General features: G+C 70.2%; 14 protein-coding genes and 1 riboswitch. Of the genes, 11 read left to right on the forward strand and 3 right to left on the reverse strand.

Features of this window, described 5'->3' with window-relative positions; all coding sequences use genetic code 11:
* Window positions 1–4 precede the first annotated feature (4 nt).
* Window positions 5–1,234, forward strand: a complete 1,230-nt coding sequence (locus ACQP1N_RS05740) for a hypothetical protein (RefSeq protein WP_433229485.1) — start codon at window positions 5–7, stop codon at window positions 1,232–1,234.
* A 51-nt stretch (window positions 1,235–1,285) separates the two neighbouring features.
* Here the strand turns inward: ACQP1N_RS05740 and ACQP1N_RS05745 are convergent, their stop codons facing one another.
* Window positions 1,286–1,873, reverse strand: a complete 588-nt coding sequence (locus ACQP1N_RS05745; RefSeq protein ID WP_067800822.1) for a PadR family transcriptional regulator — start codon at window positions 1,871–1,873, stop codon at window positions 1,286–1,288.
* A 199-nt stretch (window positions 1,874–2,072) separates the two neighbouring features.
* Window positions 2,073–3,995, reverse strand: a complete 1,923-nt coding sequence (locus ACQP1N_RS05750; protein WP_433229487.1) for a serine/threonine-protein kinase — start codon at window positions 3,993–3,995, stop codon at window positions 2,073–2,075.
* A gap of 122 nt (window positions 3,996–4,117) precedes the next feature.
* Here ACQP1N_RS05750 and ACQP1N_RS05755 point away from each other — a divergent pair, with 122 nt between their 5' ends.
* Entirely contained in the window at window positions 4,118–4,669 is a 552-nt protein-coding gene (locus ACQP1N_RS05755) for an RNA polymerase sigma factor (protein ID WP_433229489.1), read from the forward strand.
* Between the two features lie 90 nt (window positions 4,670–4,759).
* Window positions 4,760–5,782: a sulfotransferase family protein gene (locus ACQP1N_RS05760; protein ID WP_433229490.1), complete on the forward strand. Its 1,023-nt coding sequence runs from the start codon at window positions 4,760–4,762 to the stop codon at window positions 5,780–5,782.
* A gap of 36 nt (window positions 5,783–5,818) precedes the next feature.
* Here ACQP1N_RS05760 and ACQP1N_RS05765 read toward each other — a convergent pair whose 3' ends face one another.
* Window positions 5,819–7,309: an alpha,alpha-trehalose-phosphate synthase (UDP-forming) gene (locus ACQP1N_RS05765; protein ID WP_433229492.1), complete on the reverse strand. Its 1,491-nt coding sequence runs from the start codon at window positions 7,307–7,309 to the stop codon at window positions 5,819–5,821.
* 109 nt (window positions 7,310–7,418) lie between these two features.
* Here ACQP1N_RS05765 and ACQP1N_RS05770 point away from each other — a divergent pair, with 109 nt between their 5' ends.
* The 8 genes from ACQP1N_RS05770 (at window position 7,419) to groL (ending at window position 15,285) form a co-directional block, all read left to right on the forward strand.
* Entirely contained in the window at window positions 7,419–8,357 is a 939-nt protein-coding gene (locus tag ACQP1N_RS05770) for a cation diffusion facilitator family transporter (protein WP_433229494.1), read from the forward strand.
* A 117-nt stretch (window positions 8,358–8,474) separates the two neighbouring features.
* Window positions 8,475–8,616: riboswitch (SAM riboswitch) on the forward strand.
* 15 nt (window positions 8,617–8,631) lie between these two features.
* Window positions 8,632–9,876 (forward strand): threonine synthase, encoded by a 1,245-nt coding sequence (thrC, locus tag ACQP1N_RS05775; protein WP_433229496.1) that lies wholly within the window; start codon window positions 8,632–8,634, stop codon window positions 9,874–9,876.
* A gap of 12 nt (window positions 9,877–9,888) precedes the next feature.
* Window positions 9,889–10,164: a MoaD/ThiS family protein gene (locus tag ACQP1N_RS05780; RefSeq protein WP_067800797.1), complete on the forward strand. Its 276-nt coding sequence runs from the start codon at window positions 9,889–9,891 to the stop codon at window positions 10,162–10,164.
* Window positions 10,165–10,286: 122 nt separating this feature from the next.
* On the forward strand, window positions 10,287–10,697 hold the full coding sequence (locus ACQP1N_RS05785) for a DUF5959 family protein (protein ID WP_433229497.1): 411 nt from the start codon (window positions 10,287–10,289) through the stop codon (window positions 10,695–10,697).
* 299 nt (window positions 10,698–10,996) lie between these two features.
* Window positions 10,997–11,923 (forward strand): S1 family peptidase, encoded by a 927-nt coding sequence (locus ACQP1N_RS05790; protein WP_433229499.1) that lies wholly within the window; start codon window positions 10,997–10,999, stop codon window positions 11,921–11,923.
* 105 nt (window positions 11,924–12,028) lie between these two features.
* Window positions 12,029–12,493 (forward strand): hypothetical protein, encoded by a 465-nt coding sequence (locus ACQP1N_RS05795; protein ID WP_067800788.1) that lies wholly within the window; start codon window positions 12,029–12,031, stop codon window positions 12,491–12,493.
* A gap of 94 nt (window positions 12,494–12,587) precedes the next feature.
* The gene (locus ACQP1N_RS05800) at window positions 12,588–12,929 is read left to right on the forward strand and encodes a CU044_2847 family protein (protein WP_067800785.1); all 342 of its coding nucleotides are present in this window, start codon (window positions 12,588–12,590) and stop codon (window positions 12,927–12,929) included.
* Window positions 12,930–13,656: 727 nt separating this feature from the next.
* On the forward strand, window positions 13,657–15,285 hold the full coding sequence (groL, locus tag ACQP1N_RS05805; RefSeq protein ID WP_067800782.1) for a chaperonin GroEL: 1,629 nt from the start codon (window positions 13,657–13,659) through the stop codon (window positions 15,283–15,285).
* Window positions 15,286–15,448 lie beyond the last annotated feature (163 nt).

Consider the following 15,448-nt stretch of genomic DNA (forward strand, 5'->3'; position numbering starts at 1 on the left):
GACGGTGGACACGGAACCAGGCGTCCCGCGCCGTCCGGGCGACATCAGGAACACCCCCGCCCACGGCATACCCAGGGCTACGCCGCGGGAGGGTACGCCCGTCCAGCCGCCCGGCCCCCCGATCCCGCCGACCGCGCCGACCAGCCCCATCGTCCACACGGCGCCCGGCGCCCAAGCGGTGCCCGGTGCTCAGGCGGTGCCCGGTGCTCAGGCGCCACCGCGTGTCTGGGGCACGCCCCCGTCCTCGAACCAGTCCCAGCCGGGCGGCGCTTCTCATCCCGGCGTCCCGCCGCAAACCGGCGTCCCGCCGCAAACCGGCGTCCCGCCGCAAACCGGCGTCCCGTCCCAGCCGGACGGCCGGTCTCAGCCGGAGACCGCGGCCCGATCCGGGGCCGCGCAGGCCGGGGAGGCGATGTGGGCCGGGCCGGACGCGCGGGAGGTCTACTCCGAGCGGGAGAGGCGGCCCTCCGCGACCGGGCCGGTGGGGGCCCGGGAGACGAGCGGCGTGCAGGTGCGGCTCGGGTCGAGGGAACGGGAGCGCCGGCGCGAGCGGGAACAGCGGGCACGCCGGCGGGCTCGCCGCAGCGGCGGGCTCGTCGCCGCGGGCGTGCTCGTCCTGGCCGGGCTGGTCACGGCCGGCCTCATCCTGACGCCCAGGCAGGGCGACGAGGGCGGGACGGGCGCGGCCCCGTCCGGCGGGGAGCGGCTGCCGGGCGGCGACGCCAAGCTGCCTCGCGCCGGCAGGTCGATCACGGTCGGCACCGCGGACGGGGCCAGGTACCGGATCGCCGCGGTGGCGGGCGGGGTGAGCGACGGCGTGGTGACGACGTTCCAGTCCTCGCCGCCGTCCGGGACGTCGTTCGCCTACATCGAGTACATCCTCGGCAACCCGACGGGCACGAAGGTGCTGCTCGACTTCCCCGGCGACGTGTTCGTCAAGCGGAACCTCGTCACGCCGGAGGCGCGGGGACGGTGCATGCCGCAGGCCGGCGTCCCCGAGAACATGTGCACGCCGCCGACCAAGAGCCAGGTCGTGCGGCGCCTTACGGGCGGTGAGCTGATTCCGGGGGACGGTGGCGACAAGTACCTGCCGCCCGGCTCGTCCTACCTGGTGCGTGCCACGGTGGACGTCCCCGTAGAGCGCGACATCAAGCGGTCGGACATGGGCCTGTACGTGTGGAAACAGCTCTACATGGCCGACCGGCTCGCCACGCACGCGCCCTTTCCGCGCTGACCGCGGTACCGCCGTGGCCCGGCGGGCCACGGCGGTACCGGTCGTTCCGGCTCACTCGGCTTCGGGGTCATCGGCGAGGATCCCGTAGAGGCGGCGCCGGGCGTCGTTGAGGACGTCCAGCGCGCGCGCCTTCTGCGCCTCGCTGCCGACCGCCATCACCTGGTGCAGGGCCCCCATCAGCTGGCCGATCACCTCACGTCCGCGCAGGGCGTTCTCGCCGGCGGCCTCGGTGACCTCGTCCCAGGGGGCGACGGTCAGCGCCGACGCCTCCTCGCGGCCCGTGTCGGTGAGGGAGAACAGGCGCTTGCCGCCCTTCTCCTCGCTGCTGACCTTGTCCTCGTCCTCCAGCATCTGGAGGGTCGGGTAGACCGAGCCGGGGCTCGGCCGCCAGACGCCGCCGGTGCGGCCGTCCAGTTCCTGGATCATCTCGTAGCCGTGCATGGGACGCTCGGCGAGCAGGGCGAGCAGCGCCGCCCGGACGTTGCCGCGCCGGGTCCGCCGTCCGCGTCCACCGCGCCCGCGGTGGCCGGGACCGAATCCGGGCCCGCCCGGCCCCCAGGGACCGAACGGATCTCCGCGGCGTCCGCGCTCCCTGGGGCCGCGGGCGCCGCCGTGCCCTCTCATCGTGTGGTCGTGCATCGTACTCCTTCCCAGTGATCGGTTGCGATGCATTAACGATATATCGGAATAGTTCGCGATGCAATACCGCACCCGACGGTGCAGGTCACCGCCCCTCCGCCGGGCAACACGAAAACCGCGCCGACCGGGATGGTCGGCGCGGTGAACGCGGGTCGGGCGCCTCAGCCCGGAACGCGGCGGCCGGGAGAGGCGGAACGGGTCACGGCCCGGTGACCTTCAACTGGTCGAGGATGTCCTTGGTCGCCTCCCGGTCGTCGGTCTCCTTGACCCGGATCCACAGCCCGAACTTGCCGGACTTGTCGGTGAGGCCGACCTCGGTGACCGACGGCGTGCCGGTCTTGCAGGCGGTGAAGCGGGTGATCGTGCCGCTGAGGGCGCCGTCCGGCGTGGTGTAGTTCTCCGGCGCGGCCTTCGTGCACTGCGGGTGGGCCGCCACGCTCGGCGGCGGCAGCTGGCCGGAACGCACGTCCGTGGTCACGCCGATGAAGACGCCGGGGCCCTTGCCGGTGCCGAGGAACGCGGCCTTGTCCGGGGTCGCGCGCAGCACCGGACGCGGCTGGCCGTCGCTCAACTGGACGGTGGACGGCGTCCACGTCTGCTCCTGCTGCTTCGGCCACGCCTTCGGCACCGCGGTCTTGATCTTGCCGGCGCCGTCGGAGACCGCGACGAAATCCTTCGGGACCGACGGCGTCTTGCCCTTGCCGTCCTTGTCGTCCTTGCCGCCGCCTCCGGAGAACAGCAGGCCGAGCGTCAGCCCGCCGACCACCGCGACCGCCAGCACGACCACGGTGATGACCAGCGGTGTCACGAACTTCTTGGGTGCGCCGCCGGGTGCGCCGCCGCCGGGTGCGCCGCCGCCCCGCAGCTTGCCCATCAGCCCGCCCGGCTTGCCGCCCGGCCCCTGGCCCTGCCCCTGGACGGGGCCCGGAGGAGGCGGCTGGAAACCGGTCGGCGGCGGACCGCCATAGGGCCCGCCCCCCATCGGGGGCCTGGGGCCGCCCTGCGGAGGCTCCTGGCTCGGGAACACGGCCGTCTTGTTGTCCCCGCCCGGCGGCGGTGCCTGGTAGGAGACCGTGCGGTCGTTGTCGTTGTCCGGGGCGGTGGGACCCTCGGCCTGCCCGAACGGGGCGCCGCGTCCGGCCGGCTCGTCCACGATCGTCGCCTGCCCGCCGGCCGGAGGGCCCGGCGGAAGACGCATCTCGGACGTCCGGACGTCGTCCTCCATGGGCTGGTCGAGCCGCGTCCGCATCTCCGCGGGCCCCTGGTTCGCCGCCGGCCCGGGGCCGGGCGCGGGGGACTGGGCCCGGGAGCCGTCCCGGTAGAAGTCCTGGATGGTCGCGTCCGCCTCGATCTTCGGAGGCGGCGGCGCGGGCGGGGCCGCGGGCGCGCCCGGGGTCATCGTCGGGCGCAGCGTCGACAGCGCCTCGGCGAACGCCTCCGCGGTCGGCCACCGCTTCTCCCGCTCCACCTCCAGCGCCCGCATGATGACCTGGTCGAACGCCGGGGAGAGCCCTTCGCGCAGTTCGCTCGGCGGCGACTTCACCGGCGCCGGGCCCGGCGCCCGCCCGGTCAGCATGTGGTAGGTCAGCGCACCGAGCCCGTACACGTCGGCGCGGACGTCCAGCCCGCCGCCGAACCGCGCCTGTTCCGGCGACATGTACCCGGGGGTGCCGACCGGCAGCGTGAACGCCCCGGACGCGTGCGCGAGGGCCTTGGCCAGGCCGAGGTCGGCGATGAGCAGCTTCTCCCCGCCGTCCGGCGTCGACTGGAACAGCACGTTGGACGGTTTGAGGTCGCGGTGGATCACCCCGAGCGTGTTGATCACCTCGACGCCGTAGGCGATCTGCTCGGCGAGCGCGACGACTTCATTGACCGGAAGTGGCCGTTCGCGCATGCGGTCGCCGAGCGTTCCGCGGTCCGCGTACGACATGACGAAGTACGGGCGGCCGTCCGGAAGCTCGCCGATGTCGTGGACGCGGACGAGCCGCTCGGAGTCGGCGCGGCGCAGGATCCGGGCCTCCTCGAGGAACCGGTTGCGCACGTCCAGATCGTCGATCAGGCTGCCGTTCAGGACCTTGATGGCGACCTGGGAGTCCAGGGCGTCGTCGTGCCCCAGCCACACAGAGGCGAACGCCCCCGAACCCAGGACCCGATCGATTCGGTAACGGCCTACAGATGGTGGGAAAGACACTCCCGTATCATCCCAGCAAACGGGGTGACCCCGCGAACGAGCATTGAGGCGGCATGGCATTCGACGAGAGGACCGAGGAGCTGGCGGTGAAGGCCGCCCAGGGCGACCAGGGCGCCCTCAACGAGCTCCTCCGCAAGATCGAGCCGGACGTGCTGCGGCACAGCTCCCGGTTCCTCCCCTGCCGGCAGGATGCCGAAGAGGCATGTCAGGACGCGCTGCTCCAGGTCGCGCGGAACATCCACCGGTTCGAGGGCAGGTCGCGGTTCAGCACCTGGCTGCACGTTGTCGTCGCCAACTCCGCGCGCTCCACCTACCGGTCGCTGAAGCGGCGCTCGGTCGAACAGGCGGGCGAGCTTCCGCAGCAGCGCCCCGACCCGCGCCGGACCAGCGTCATCGCCGGGTCCCGGGTCGACATCCTGGACGCCATGGAGGACCTGGAGGCCCGCAAACCGGACCTCATCCAGGCACTCGTCCTGCGGGACGTGTCCCAGCTCGAATACGCGGAGATCGCCGAGCAGCTCCAGCTGCCGCTCGGCACGGTGAAGTCCCGCATCCATGAGGCGCGCAAACAGGTCAGGCAGACACTGGGCGAGTCCTACACCTGACCGGACAAGCCGTCAAAGATCGGTAATCGGACGGTAACACTGTGTCCGGAACAGGGGTGTGAGCAGGGCGCCTCCAGCAGCATGAGGTGTATGCCACCTGGACCGGCCTCCCGCCACGACCGTCCGATCTTCGTCCTCGGCTGCGCCCGGTCGGGGACGACGCTGCTGCGGCTGATGCTTCACGCGCATCCGCGCATCGCGATCCCGGAGGAGACGAGGTTCGTCGTCCCCACCTGGACGGCGCGGTGCGATTTCGGTGACCTCACGGAGAGGGGAAACAGGCGCGCGCTCGCGGAATGGATCACGGGGAACCGGTCGACCAAGGTCCATGTGCTCGGGCTGGACCCCGCCGCGGTCATCGACGAGATCGTCGCCGGCCCGCCCACGCTCGGCTCCGCGCTCGGCATCGTGTTCCGCGCCTACGCGCGCCTGCACGGCAAGCCGCGCTGGGGTGACAAACGCCCCAGCTACGCCCGGCATGCCGGGTCCCTGCTGCGGATGTTTCCCGACGCGCAGTTCGTCCACCTGATCCGGGACGGCCGGGACTGCGTCTCCTCCCTGCTGGAGATGCCGTGGTACAAGGGCGATGTCCACCACGCCATCGCGGTCTGGCGGGAGACGATCGACCAGGGTCGGCGGCTCGCCCGGCGCCTCGGCCCCGACAGCTACCACGAGCTGCGCTACGAGCGGCTCGTCGCCGACCCCGCGGGCGAGCTGACCCGGCTGTGCGGGTTCCTCGGTGAGGACTTCGACCCGGCGATGACGCGTCCCGAGGGCCTCGCGCAGCGGGCCGTCTCGTCCCAGAAGGAGTGGCACGGCCGGACCCGCGGCGCCGTCACGACCAGCCGCGTCGGGTCCTGGGCGGAGCGCCTCGAACCCTGGGAGATCAGCCTGGCCGAGGCCGCGTTCGGGGAACGGCTCGCCGAGTACGGGTACGAACCGAGCGGCCTGCCGAAGCCGCCCGTGTCCCAGCTCGCCCACTTCACCCGGGTCAGCTCCCACCGCCGCATGGCGCAGCACAAGGACGCGCTGCGGGAACGCTGGAGACAGCGCCACGAACCGAACCCGGTCGAGTGCCGCCTGACCCCCGAACCCTCCACCAGCGCGACCTGAAGCCCGCGGCACGCCGCGTCTCCGGCGACCGGGCCGTCAGTCCAGCGCGGCGAGCTGGTCGGCGAACCAGCGCTGCGGAGGCAGGGCCGTCGCGGCGGCGGCGAGGCGGGCGCAGCGCTCGGCGCGCTCGGCGCGGGGCATGAGCAGCGCCTGATGCAGGGTCTCCGCGGTCTGCGACACGTCGTAGGGGTTCACCATCAACGCGTCCCCGGACAGTTCGGACGCCGCGCCCGCCTCCCTGGACAGCACCAGCGCGCACCCCTGCTTCGACAGGACGGGTCCTTCCTTCGCGACGAGGTTCATGCCGTCCCGGATGGGGTTGACCACGAGGACGTCCGCCAGCCCGTAAGCGGCGAGGGAACGCGGATAGTCGTCGTTCACCTGCACGATCAGCGGCTCCCAGTCGGCCGTGCCGAACTCGTCGGTGATCTGCTCGGCCAGCTGCTGGACGGCCGCCGTGTACTCGCGGTACTCGGCCAGGTCGTAGCGGGACGGGTAGGCGAACGCCAGATGCACCACCCGTCCGCGCCATTCGGGATGGTTGACGAGCATCTCCCGGTAGGCGGCGAGCCCGCGCACGATGTTCTTCGACAGTTCCGTGCGGTCGACCCGGACGATGAGCTGACGGTCACCCACCTGTTCCCTCAGCGCGTGCGCCCGCTCGACGACGTCTTGCCGGGCCGCGCGCTGGCGCAACGCCGGTCCGTCGACGCCGAGGCCATGGACGCCCACATGCGTGGTGTGGCCCGCAAGGGTGACCGTACGAGCCACCCGGTCGATGCGTGCGCCCGGCAGGAGTTCGCAGCAGTCGAGGAACGCCGAAGCCCATCGCTCGGCGAGGAACCCCGCGTGGTCTGCGCCGAGTATGCCCCGCAGGACCTGCGCCCCTATGTCATCAGGGAGCAGCCTGTAGTAGTCGGGCGGCGCCCAAGGCGTGTGGGAGAAATGCGCGATCTTCAGGTCGGGACGCCGGTCCCGGAGCATCCGCGGGGCCAGCGACAGGTGGTAGTCCTGGATCACCGCCTTCGCGCCGTGCGCGGCGTCCCGTGCCAGGGCGTCCGCGAAGGCCGCGTTGTACGCCTCATAGGACTGCCAGTCGCGGCGTGCACGCGCATCGAAATGCGGCCTGCGCGGTGTGTCGTACAGGAGGTGGTGGATGAACCACAGCGTCGAGTTGGCCACCGCGTTGTAGGCACGCTGGAACGTGGCCGCAGGGATGTCGAGCATCCGCACCGCCGCGCCACCTGTGTCGTACCCCGCCTGGTCTAGGCGGCCGTCCGGGGAACGGCGCGCGGCCGTCCGATCGGCCTCGCCGAGGCTCGCGCACACCCACAGCACGTCCGGCCTGTGGGTGGACGGCGTGGACGTCGTCGCTGGCCGAGGTGGCCCGGGATCCCGTGGGGCGCCCGTGACGGCCGCCAGGCCCGACACCAGCCCGCCCCCACCGCGCCGCATGGTGAGCTCGCCGTCGTCCGACAGCGAGAACGACACCGGCCCCCGGTTCGATGCCACCAGCACTTGGCTCATACCGGCAGGGTCTCAGTTGGGATCGAGGCGCTCCACAGTGACCCACGTGGTTTCCGCCACGGCCGGACCCGGCCGGATTAACGGAGGGTGCCTCGGGTAACCGACCGGCATGAGCAGGTCCGAGACCACGAAGACCGTGCTCGTCGCCGGTGCGGCCAACCTCATCCTCGCGATCGTCAAACTGATCGCCGGCCTGCTGGCCGGCTCCAGCGCGATGCTCGCGGAGAGCGCCCACTCCGTGGCGGACACCCTCAACCAGTCCTTCCTCTTCGCCTCCCTACGACGCAGCGAACGTCCCCCCGACCGGCGGCATCCCTTCGGCTACGGCAACGAGCGGTACGTGTGGTCGCTGCTCGCCGCGTTCGGGATCTTCATCGCCGGCGCCGGCTTCTCGATCTTCGAGGGCGTCCTGACCATGACCGGTCACGGCGGCACCGGGACGGGGATCTGGCTCGCGTACGCCGTGCTCGCCCTCGCCGCCGTCCTGGAGGGGGCGTCCCTGGTCCGCGCCATGTACCAGGCGCGCAAGGAGACCCGCGAGAACGGCCGTGACCTCGTCGAACACGTCCGCCGGTCGCCCGACGTGACGTTCAAGACCGCGCTGTTCGAGGACAGCGCCGCGATGGTCGGCCTCGCGCTCGCCGCCGGCGGCCTGGTGCTGCGCCAGATCACCGGGTCGGACTTCTGGGACGGGCTCGCCTCCGCCCTCATCGGCCTGCTGCTCGCCGGTCTCGCCCTCATGATCGGGCGGGAGAGCACCGTCCTGCTCATCGGGCGGGCCGCCGACCCGGCCGCGCAGCGCGAGATCCGCGCGGAGATCCTCGGCGCGCCCGGAGTGACCGGCGTGGACGAACTGCTCACCATGCACTTCGGCCCCGAGCAACTGCTCGTCGCCGCCAAGGTCCACTTCTCCGACGACATCAGCGCCGACCAGGCCGAGGACGTCGCCGGCGAGATCGACCGGCGGCTCCGGGAGCGGCTCCCGATCGTCCGGCACGTGTTCCTCGACCCGACGCAGCGCACCGTCCCCGCGGAGACACCGGCGTGATCAAGACCGCACCCGGGTAGCGTCTCAACAGATGGACCCGGCTGTCTGGCATCCGGTCAGTTCATGTAAAGTCACGCATACGAGCTGAAACCGTCGCTCGTACTGACAACTGAATACCGCTCATCCAGAGGGGTGGAGGGACCGGCCCTGTGAAGCCCCGGCAACCACCCGGCTGAAGCGCGCTCGCGATCCTGCGAGGCCGGCCGGGAAATGGTGCCAACTCCGGCCTGCGACCAAGGTGGCGCAGGGAAGATGGGGAGAAAGGCCTCGCTTCATGGCATTCACGCCTGCCACGGACCTCGGACCGGCTACCGCCCTGGTCTGCCGCGAATGCGGCTCCACCCGCGATCTCGGCCCCTTCTACGCGTGCGAAGAGTGTTTCGGCCCCCTGGAGATCGCCTACGACTTCGGGACCGTCACCCGCGCCGGGATCGAGTCCGGCCCGCGCAACATCTGGCGCTACCGGGGGCTGCTGCCCGTCCCGTCCCATGTTGCGGACACACCCAACACCGAGCCCGGCCTGACCCGCCTCGTCCGCGCCGACAACCTCGCGGAGAGCCTCGGCCTGCAGAGCCTGTGGGTGAAGGACGACAGCGGCAACCCCACCCACTCGTTCAAGGACCGCGTCGTCGCCGTCGCGCTCGCCGCCGCCCGCGAACTCGGTTTCAAGGTGCTGGCCTGCCCGTCCACCGGCAACCTCGCCAACGCGGTCGCCGCCGCCGCGTCCCGCGCCGGGATCCGCAGCGCGGTGTTCGTCCCGTCCAACCTCGAAGCACAGAAGATCATCACGACGGCCGTGTACGGCGGGACGTTCGTGACGGTCGACGGCAACTACGACGACGTCAACCGGCTCGCGTCCGAGATCGCCGGGGAGCAGGACGACTGGGCGTTCGTCAACGTCAACGTCCGGCCCTACTACGCGGAGGGCTCCAAGACGCTCGGCTACGAGATCGCCGAGCAGCTCGGCTGGCGGCTGCCGGACCAGATCGTCGTCCCGGTCGCGTCCGGCTCCCAGCTCACCAAGATCGACAAGGCGTTCCAGGAGCTCATCAAGCTGGGCCTGGTCGAGGACAAGCCGTACCGCGTGTTCGGCGCCCAGGCGACCGGCTGCTCCCCGGTCGCCGCCGCGTTCAAGGCCGGCCACGACGTGATCCGCCCGGTGAAGCCCGACACCATCGCCAAGTCCCTCGCGATCGGCAACCCCGCCGACGGCCCCTACGTCCTGGACGTGGCCCGCCGCACGGGCGGCGCCGTCGAGGACGTCACGGACGACGAGGTCGTGGAGGGCATCCGGCTCCTCGCGCGCACCGAGGGCATCTTCGGTGAGACCGCCGGCGGCGTCACCGTCGCGACCCTCCGCAAGCTGGCCGCCGCGGGCACCCTCGACCCGTCCGCCGAAACCGTGATCATCAACTCCGGGGACGGCCTGAAGACCCTGGACGCCGTCGCCCCGGTGGTCGCGCCGAGCGCGAACATCGCCCCGTCCCTGGCGGCGTTCCGCGCCGCGGGCCTCGCCTGAGAAAGGAGCACCATGAGCGTTTCCGTGCGCATCCCGACGATCCTGCGGACCTACACCGGCGGCGAGTCCGAGGTGAAGGCCGAGGGCACCACCCTGCGCGCCGTCGTCGCCGACCTGGAGACGAACTACTCCGGCATCTCCGCCCGCATCCTGGACGATGCGGGCAAGATCCGCCGTTTCGTCAACGTGTACGTGGGCGACGAGGACGTGCGCTTCGCCGACGGCCTGGACACCCCCACCCCCGACGGCGCCCAGATCTCCATCATCCCCGCCGTGGCCGGCGGCTGACACCACCCGCGGGCCCGGCTCCGGCCGGGCCCGCGCACTGGGCTGCCTCGACCACCGCGCCGGCGCCCACGGGTCAGCGCCGCGCCGTGCGGCGCCGGCCGGCCGGACTCTAGGATGGCGCGGTGGCAGAGCATGACACGGTCGAACTGATCCATCTCGCCGACGACCTCGGAAACAGCGTCGTCCTCCGCATAACCGGACAGGACGCCCGCGGCCTGAGCGGCGTCATCGAGATCGGCAGCTACTTCGTCAACGGCAGCATCAAGACCCGCCTGACGCCCGAGGACCTCATGCAGTGGGGGGACGTCCTCGAATCCCTGGGTGAGGGCGCTGACGCCGCCTCATGGCGCGAAGGGCAGCGCGCACCCGAGATCCACCTGGAAGCGGACGACAAACATGTGACCATCGCCGTGGTCGACTCCCACTCCTACCTGGTCACCGTCGAACTCACCATCGAGGTCGCCCGGGACTGGATCGAAACCCACCGAGACCGGCTGACCGCCGTTCACAAGACCTACCCTGACCTCCCATAACCGCGCACCGTCCGAAGAACCGGAAGTGTGGACGGTGCCCGGCGATTCGGCAGGATGAGGCGCCGCGCCGGTAGTGGACGACCTGGCTGACCACCCCGCAACGTGCCGTACCACGTCGGCCCCTGCCATCCAGCAGCATGCCCTGTCTAGGACGACTGCCCATAGCTGACAAAGAACGGATCGTCGTAATGCCGTAAACCTGCGGATCCCATGTGGCCATGTGCGGTCAAATGCGCCCGCCTTGCAGTGGAGGCCGGGTGACCTGGCTATATATGAACGCAAGGAATGCAGGGGGTTCCGTGAAAAAGGCTCGATCCGTTCCGGATTACATGGGGCGAATACTCTCGCCCGCAGGAGTTCCCCAGGGAAGCTGCTTCCAGATCGCCCCCGGCTATCTGGTGACGGCGTGGCACGTCCTGCAGATGACCATGGCGCTGAGCGAGGACGACGGAGACGAAGGGGCCGTATTCGTCGACCACCTTTCCACACCGGGTTCCGCGATGATCCGTGCGACGCGTGTGGCCGGGGACAAGAAAGCCGATCTGGCGCTGCTCAAGGTCGAAGATCCATTCCCGGGAAGTGTGCGGCTCGTCCGGTCGTCCGACGCGGTGGCTCCCGGAGAAGAACTGATCATTGTGGGGCACGCCGTCATCCGGGACGGGCCGGATCGACCGGACCTGGTGTGGACCGAAGCCCGCGGGGAGTGGGAAGGGCAGACCAGGCGCGGCGACCTGATCCTCGGACGGCTCCGTTCCATGGACGTCCTGCAGGGCATGAGCGGAGCCCCGGTACGCAGGAGAAAAGACGACAGCGTGGTCGGCGTCATCTCGGCGCGGTACAACACGATCGACGGCTGGTTCAGCAACAGCGTGTGGGTGGCGCGCACCGTCGAACTTCGCGAACTGTGCCGGGGCCACGTGGACCTGACGAAGGATCGGTGGGTCGGTTTCGCCGCCGCGGGCGCCGCCTTCTCCGCCGCCGAGTTCGTCATGAAGCGAAAAGCCGAAGCCGGTACCGATGCGGTCCGGGAAGCGACCCTCCACGTCCCGGCCAATAGTTCCACGCTCGAAAAGCCCTCGGTGGTGGACAAGACGCCCGGAGGCGGCGGCGCGCCCGACGCGATGGATGCACCCGGCCCGCCGGACGGGCTGGAAGAGATCGCGGAGAATATGGGGACCGCCGTCGCCAAATCCGTAGCCCGTTTCATCAGAGACTACCTGTTCTGATCGCTCGGCCCGATCGGTGCGGTGCACAGGACGCACCTATCGACCGGGTCGAGCATCCGGCCATTACGACGATCTTCCCAGGTGACCTCTCGAAAGGCGTGCACGATGACCGACGGATACGACCGCGAACACGGATACGACCCCGAACACGATCAGTGGATCGACCGCGTGTCCTCCTCCAACGCATTCCCCTTGACGATGCCGGCCGTTTTGCACGATGGCAGCATGCGGGATCTCCACGTCGACGCCGGCGACGCCTACATCCACCGCGACACCGGGATCATCCTGTCCCTCTTCTTGTCGGACGGCACGGGCCAGAAGGTCGGCTACGTCCTCAAGCACGCCGATCCGAGCGTGGAGCCCTTCAAGGACCTCCTCCACGGTGCCCGAGACCTCTACGTGCTCTGGTCCCTCATCGGTGCCACCCCGGTCGGCAGGGCGCTCAAGATAGGCGGGTTCGTACTCCGTCATCTCATCAGCGCGAACCAGAAGCCGAAGGACGCGGGCTACTACCAGTACCCGGAGGGGGGCCTCGCGATCCGTGGCATCTACCGGCTGAGCACGGACTGAAGCAGGGCTGAACCGCTCCGAGGGCCGCGTCCGTCCCGGCTCGAGTCCACCGCGTGCATCGAACGATCGCCGTCCCATCGAAATGGGAGAACACTTGAACTACCAGAATCAGGATCTCGTCCCCGCCACCATCGAGGGCGTCGACGTCTATATCGCCACCCAGCGCATGCCCGGATCCGAGCCGACCTCCTCCGCACTGGCCAGGGTCGCCGGGGAGAAGGCCGCCGAGGCGGTGGACCGCGTCCACGAGACGATCCACGCGATGGCGGCCAAGTTCGCCCCGGCGGTCGGTGAACTGGCCCGGCAGGCCATGAAGCCGGAATCACTGTCCGTGCAGTTCGGCATCACCATCGGCGCCCAGGGCAACCTGATCGTCATGGGCGGCACGGCCCAGGCATCCGTAACGGTCACCCTCACCTACCCCATAGCCCCCTGAAAGTCCCCGCCGCCCGAACGGGCAGCCGCTGGCGCCGGACACCGCCTGCCATGCCGCACGGGCCCGCCACATCTCGGTTGCCAGCGGTCCGCTACCTTCCCATGCCCGGGACCCGCAGCCTGGCCTCCACCTGACGAGTGAACGGACGGCCCCACTCGGCGACACCGGGGCCGTCCGTTCCACGATTGCTCCGCGCACCAACCCGTAGACGCCCGGCATGCGGTCCCCTCGGCAGGATGCTCGTCGCTTCCGCAGCAGGCTGGCAGCTATGGATGATCACTGGTGACTGAGCGGAGGCGCACGGCCCCGTGGCGGCCAGTTGGGTCGGGGCGGCAGTGTGTCGCGATGTGCGGCGCGGGCGTGGTCGTCCGGTGGCCGCTCATTCCACCGGCATTGTGAACGCCATGCCCACCACGGCGGACGACCACGCACAGCGGATCACGGCGACACACCCGAGAGGCTTCCGGAGGGGGTTCCGTCGCAGGTGGGGACGGGGCTGGGCAGGTAGATGAACCTTCCCCCGCTCAGGATGTGGCGCTTGCACTCGACAGGGTAGAGTGCTAAAAAGCAGTTGGCACTCTACTGTGGAGAGTGACAGCTTCACAGTCTGGGTCGGGGCGATGAGGCCTCAGTCCGGCGGCGGAATGGCAGCCGTCGGCGGGGGCCGTCCGTCGCGGGCGTCGGCTCGATCCGTCTAAGCCACCTTGTTCCGGGAGGACTGGAGCCTATGGCTGCAAAGATGATCGCGTTCGACGAGGAGGCCCGTCGCGGTCTTGAGCGCGGCATGAACCAGCTGGCAGATGCCGTAAAAGTGACCCTTGGTCCCAAGGGCCGCAACGTCGTGCTGGAGAAGAAGTGGGGCGCCCCCACGATCACCAACGACGGTGTGTCGATCGCCAAGGAGATCGAGCTCGAGGACCCGTGGGAGAAGATCGGCGCGGAGCTCGTCAAGGAGGTCGCCAAGAAGACCGACGACGTCGCGGGTGACGGCACCACCACCGCCACCGTGCTGGCCCAGGCGCTGGTGCGCGAGGGCCTGCGGAACGTGGCGGCGGGCGCGAACCCGATGTCGCTGAAGCGGGGCATCGAGGCCGCGGTCGAGCGCGTCAGCGAGGAGCTGTCCAAGCTCGCCAAGGACGTGGAGACCAAGGAGCAGATCGCCTCGACGGCGTCCATCTCCGCGGGCGACCCGCAGATCGGCGAGATGATCGCCGAGGCGATGGACAAGGTCGGCAAGGAAGGCGTCATCACGGTCGAGGAGAGCCAGACCTTCGGTCTGGAGCTCGAACTCACCGAGGGGATGCGCTTCGACAAGGGCTACATCTCGCACTACTTCGTGACCGACCCCGAGCGGATGGAAGCGGTCCTCGAAGACCCGTACATCCTGATCGTTCAGGGCAAGGCGTCGGCCAACAAGGACCTGCTGCCCGTCCTCGAGGGCGTCATGCAGTCCGGCAAGCCGCTGCTGATCATCGCGGAGGACGTCGAGGGCGAGGCCCTGGCCACCCTGGTCGTCAACAAGATCCGCGGGATCTTCAAGTCCGTGGCCGTGAAGGCCCCGGGCTTCGGCGACCGCCGCAAGGCCATGCTGGGCGACATCGCCACGCTGACCGGCGGCCAGGTCATCAGCGAGGACGTGGGTCTCAAGCTGGAGAACACCACGCTCGACATGCTGGGCCGCGCCCGCAAGGTCGTCATCACCAAGGACGAGACCACCATCGTGGACGGCGCCGGTGACGCCAACGAGATCGCGGGCCGGGTCAACCAGATCCGCACCGAGATCGACAACACCGACTCCGACTACGACCGCGAGAAGCTCCAGGAGCGCCTGGCCAAGCTCGCGGGCGGTGTCGCGGTCATCAAGGCCGGCGCCGCGACGGAGGTCGAGCTCAAGGAGCGCAAGCACCGCATCGAGGACGCCGTCCGCAACGCCAAGGCCGCGGTCGAGGAGGGCATCGTCCCCGGCGGTGGCGTGGCGCTGCTGCAGGCCGGCGCCAAGGCGTTCGACAAGCTGGAGCTGAGCGGCGACGAGGCCACCGGTGCCAACATCGTCAAGCGCGCTCTGGAGGAGCCGCTGAAGCAGATCGCCGTGAACGCCGGCCTTGAGGGCGGCGTCGTGGTGGAGCGGGTCCGCAACCTGACGCCGGGTGAGGGCCTGAACGCCGCGACCGGCGAGTACGTCAACATGTTCGAGTCGGGCATCCTCGACCCGGCCAAGGTGACCCGGTCCGCGCTGCAGAACGCTTCGTCGATCGCCGCGCTGTTCCTGACCACCGAGGCCGTCATCGCCGAGAAGCCCGAGAAGAACGCGGCCCCGGCGGGCGGCATGCCCGACGCCGGCGGCATGGACTTCTGATCAGGTCCACGGCACGCACGACCTCGTGCAACTGAGAGGGGCGGTCCCCGGGGACCGCCCCTTTTGCCGTTCCCGGACGAAAGGCGCCACCGAAGCACCACCGGCGGGAGGGATCGCGTCCGGTCGGCATGGCCGGAGCCACAGGTAGTCGGTGGAAAACGGT

The sequence above is a fragment of the Actinomadura formosensis genome (assembly GCF_050948385.1).
Lineage (GTDB): Bacteria > Actinomycetota > Actinomycetes > Streptosporangiales > Streptosporangiaceae > Spirillospora > Spirillospora formosensis.

Bases quoted from the DNA above. Each gene is read 5' to 3' on its own strand.
- ACQP1N_RS05780 (WP_067800797.1), top strand. From the start codon at position 9,889: ATGAGCGTTTCCGTGCGCATCCCGACGATCCTGCGGACCTACACCGGC.
- ACQP1N_RS05770 (WP_433229494.1), top strand. From the start codon at position 7,419: ATGAGCAGGTCCGAGACCACGAAGACCGTGCTCGTCGCCGGTGCGGCC.
- ACQP1N_RS05745 (WP_067800822.1), bottom strand. From the start codon at position 1,873: ATGCACGACCACACGATGAGAGGGCACGGCGGCGCCCGCGGCCCCAGG.
- ACQP1N_RS05765 (WP_433229492.1), bottom strand. From the start codon at position 7,309: ATGAGCCAAGTGCTGGTGGCATCGAACCGGGGGCCGGTGTCGTTCTCG.
- groL (WP_067800782.1), top strand. From the start codon at position 13,657: ATGGCTGCAAAGATGATCGCGTTCGACGAGGAGGCCCGTCGCGGTCTT.
- ACQP1N_RS05760 (WP_433229490.1), top strand. From the start codon at position 4,760: ATGCCACCTGGACCGGCCTCCCGCCACGACCGTCCGATCTTCGTCCTC.
- ACQP1N_RS05795 (WP_067800788.1), top strand. From the start codon at position 12,029: ATGACCGACGGATACGACCGCGAACACGGATACGACCCCGAACACGAT.
- thrC (WP_433229496.1), top strand. From the start codon at position 8,632: ATGGCATTCACGCCTGCCACGGACCTCGGACCGGCTACCGCCCTGGTC.
- ACQP1N_RS05755 (WP_433229489.1), top strand. From the start codon at position 4,118: ATGGCATTCGACGAGAGGACCGAGGAGCTGGCGGTGAAGGCCGCCCAG.